The organism is Bradyrhizobium sp. Tv2a-2 (assembly GCF_000472425.1).
Lineage (GTDB): Bacteria > Pseudomonadota > Alphaproteobacteria > Rhizobiales > Xanthobacteraceae > Bradyrhizobium.
On the sequence record NZ_AXAI01000076.1, the window covers coordinates 1 to 2,903 of the forward strand.

2 protein-coding genes and 1 pseudogene are annotated in these 2,903 nt (G+C 57.8%); all 3 read left to right on the plus strand.

The window, feature by feature from the left end; genetic code table 11:
* Positions 1 to 57: 57 nt before the first annotated feature.
* The gene (locus A3AI_RS47125) at positions 58 to 558 is read left to right on the plus strand and encodes a tripartite tricarboxylate transporter substrate-binding protein (RefSeq protein WP_084801235.1); all 501 of its coding nucleotides are present in this window, start codon (positions 58 to 60) and stop codon (positions 556 to 558) included.
* 223 nt (positions 559 to 781) lie between these two features.
* Positions 782 to 2,184 (plus strand): annotated as a pseudogene (leuC, locus tag A3AI_RS49110) (3-isopropylmalate dehydratase large subunit).
* Positions 2,181 to 2,810 (plus strand): 3-isopropylmalate dehydratase small subunit, encoded by a 630-nt coding sequence (leuD, locus tag A3AI_RS0141795; protein WP_024521121.1) that lies wholly within the window; start codon positions 2,181 to 2,183, stop codon positions 2,808 to 2,810. The pseudogene leuC and the gene leuD overlap by 4 nt, the downstream one beginning before the upstream one ends.
* Positions 2,811 to 2,903 lie beyond the last annotated feature (93 nt).

Genomic DNA, 2,903 nt, shown 5'->3' on the forward strand with positions numbered 1-2,903 from the left:
CCCGCCTCGATACGCCGCCTCTCTCAACCCGTCATCACCCAGTTTCGGCCATAGCTCTTGTATCCGCAGGTCTATAAGAACCTGATCTACGATCCGTTGGCGGATTTCACTTCGATTACGACGGTCTGCGCGGCTCCGTTTGCGATTGCGGTTGGTTCAAGAGTCGGGCCTGACGTCAAGTCGCTCGCCGATTTCGTTGCTTGGTGTAAAGCCAATCCAAGTCAAGCAGCCTCTGGTACACCGGGTGCAGGTTCAATGTTACACTTCACGGGCGACAGGCTTTGGCGTGCGGCGGGGGTGGATCCCGTCCACGTCCCGTACAAGGGTGGCGCACCTCTCATTCAAGACGTGATTGCTGGACACCTACCTGCGGCCGTGACGGTGCTTTCATCCACCTTGCCTCAGCTATCCGCCGGACTTATTCACGTTCTAGCCGTCACCGGAAACCACCGTTCGCAATTCCTCCCCGAAGTGCCCACACTGCAAGAACTGGGATACAAAGACCTTGTTGCCGAAGAATGGTACGGCGTCTTCGCGCCTGCGGGACTTCCACCGTGACTGCTCACAAGAGTAAACGAGGTGCTGCGGACCGCAACGAAAGCGAAGAAGGTCATCGACGGATTCACCAGCTTCGGCTTTACGGCAACAAGCGGAAGCCCTGACGAGCTTCGGTCGCTCGTTAGCACCGACCTTCAAAGGTGGAGCCAAATCGTCCAAGCATCCGGCTATGTTCCCGAAGACTAACGACCTGCCGAAAGAGGAACCAAAAGGTGATGCCACTATGAGGACACCACGAACCCTGTTCGACAAAATCTGGCAATCCCACACCGCCATAACACGTGGGACGAGAGATTTGCTGACACTCGATCGGGTCTTTCTTCACGACATCACGTCTTTGCCGGCCTTCGACCAACTTCGCGAGCGGAATCTTCCGGTGACTGACACTGCCCGCACTCTCGCCGTCATAGACCACACCGTCGCGACAGCTCCCGGCAGGACTGAGGAGAGCTATCCCGTCATGGCATCAACAGTCCGCTCCTTTCGTCGGGAGGTGACGAAGCGGGGCATCAAGCTGTTCGGCCTAGGTGATCCGTCCCAAGGGATCGTCCATGTGGTCGCGGCTGAGTAAGGCGCCATTCTTCCAGGGATGACGGCCGTTTGCGGCGACAGCCACACGTCCACGAATGGGGCGCTTGGCGCGATCTCCTTCGGAATTGGCAGTACTGAAATCGCTCATTCCCTTGCCTATCAGGCTCTTTGGCTGCCGCGCCCGAAAACTCTGCGCGTGACCATAGACGGAAAGCTCAGCCCATGGGTTAGTGGAAAGGATATCGCACTTGCGATCATCTCTCGTTTTTCGACAGATGGCGGCGTCGGCTGTGCGGTCGAGTACGCCGGAGGTGCTATTCGCGGACTGACAGTGGAAGAGCGGATGACGCTCTGCAATCTGTCGATCGAATTCGGATCGCGTATCGGGTTTGTCGCGCCGGATGACGCCGTCTTTCGTATCTCGAGGGGCGGCCGAGAACCCCGAAGGGCGCGGTTTTTGAAGCCGCTGTGGCCGAGTGGCGAAATCTGGCCAGCGACGAAGACGCTACCTACGACAAGGAATATTCGATTGACGCGCGCTCGATCGCACCGATGGTCACTTGGGGCAATAGCCCGGAGGATGCAATCGCGGTCGATGGACCTATCCCGCGGCCCAGCGACGCTCGAAACCGGGCACAGCAATCTCGTTGGGAACGGGCGCTGTCCTACGTCAATTTGCAGCCTGGAAAGCCCATCATGGGTACGCCTATTGACGTTGCATTCATCGGTTCATGTACCAACGCGCGGTTATCTGATCTTCGGGCGGCCGCCCGCGTGGTCGAGGGGCGGAAGGTTGCCGAAACCGTCCGCGCTCTCGTCGTACCTGGCTCTTCGAGTGTGAAGCGGCAAGCCGAAGCGGAAGGTCTTGACCAGATTTTCCGCAGCGCGGGCTTCGAATGGCACGAGTCCGCCTGCTCGCTTTGCGCTTCGCTCGGACCGGATGTCGTGGGACGCGGAAAGCGATGCGCCTCAACGTCGAACCGGAATTTCGAGAACCGACAAGGGCCCGGGGCAATCACACATCTGATGAGCCCGCCCATGGTAGCTGCAGCGGCGGTCACCGGGTCGATCACCGACATAAGGACATTTGCATGAGTGAGAAGCTCACCAGCATCCGGGGCACGGCTGTTCCGCTCCTTTGGGACAACGTCGATACCGACGCCCTCGTCCCTGCCGCGCCTCACAAGAGGATCAGTGGTGGTGGAAGGGATCGACTGAGCGAAATCCTCTTCTACGAAGTCCGCTTCAGCGCCGACGGCTCACCGAAGCCAGACTTTGTACTCAACAAACGGCAATTCGCCGGAGCCCCAATTCTCGTTGCTGGCGAGAATTTTGGCTGCGGATCCTCCCGCGAAGTCGCCGCGTGGGCCTTGCAGGACTACGGATTTCGGGCCGTGATCGCGCGAAGTTTCTCCGATATATTCGAGCAAAATGCCTACAAGAACCAACTTCTGCCCGCGACAGTCGATGCGACGACGTATGGGAAAATTGTGGGCGAATTGGATCGTTCGCATCCAACGACCGTAGCGATTGACCTTATCGCGAGATGCATCGAAATCGACAACACGACGATTGGAGCGTTTAACGTTGACGAAATGGGGCTCGAGATGATCGTAAATGGCATGGACGAGTTCTCGCTAACCGCCCGCTACATACTGGACATCAAGGCAACACAGCAGAAATTGGCAGACGCTTTCCCATGGCTCAACTCGAAAGGATAGGCCACTGAGCTTCGCAATCTCCGAACCTTCTTCACATATTCGCGAGATAACGGGTGCGAACTAGGTGTTTAGTCCCGGACTTTGATGGTGCAT

Excerpts from the sequence above, each read along its gene's own strand:
- leuD (WP_024521121.1), top strand. The coding sequence starts at position 2,181 with ATGAGTGAGAAGCTCACCAGCATCCGGGGCACGGCTGTTCCGCTCCTT.